The organism is Exiguobacterium sp. SL-9, assembly GCF_004336985.1.
Taxonomy (GTDB): Bacteria; Bacillota; Bacilli; order Exiguobacteriales; family Exiguobacteriaceae; genus Exiguobacterium.
This window is the reverse complement of record NZ_SJUO01000026.1, coordinates 1-419: the sequence shown is the minus strand read 5'-3', so window position 1 is coordinate 419 and position 419 is coordinate 1. Positions and strand designations below refer to the sequence as shown.

Genomic DNA, 419 nt, shown 5'->3' with positions numbered 1-419 from the left:
CACTTAACACTGAAACTATCGTTACGGGCCAAAAAGATTTACGTGATTTGTTCAACGTTCGCATTAAAGAATTAACCCATGCATTGGTCAATAATCCTGAATGTTTAAGTGACGAGGACCTTGGTGATGGTATTGATGCAATGCAACAGCTGCTCAGTCATTATTTTTCAGGGCAGAGCGCGCATCTTATAAAACTGGATAACTCAATTGTCAATATAGAACCGCGCAAGCGTGGGTGGAAAGCACTTGATAATATTAGCCGTTTAATCGCTAAACCAAACCAACGCAATATTCGTTTAATTATCTTAGGAATGTTTTCTTCGTTATTACAATCAAAAGGTAATATTCAGTTAGATAAACATGCACGGCCATTGATTATCGTTGAAGATCCAGAAACACGCTTACACCCGATTATGCTC

1 protein-coding gene is annotated in these 419 nt (G+C 38.4%); it reads left to right on the top strand.

Features of this window, described 5'->3' with window-relative positions:
• Positions 1–419, top strand: a 419-nt coding sequence (locus EVJ34_RS15480) for a DUF2813 domain-containing protein (protein WP_131486167.1), incomplete at both ends; no start/stop codon positions are given.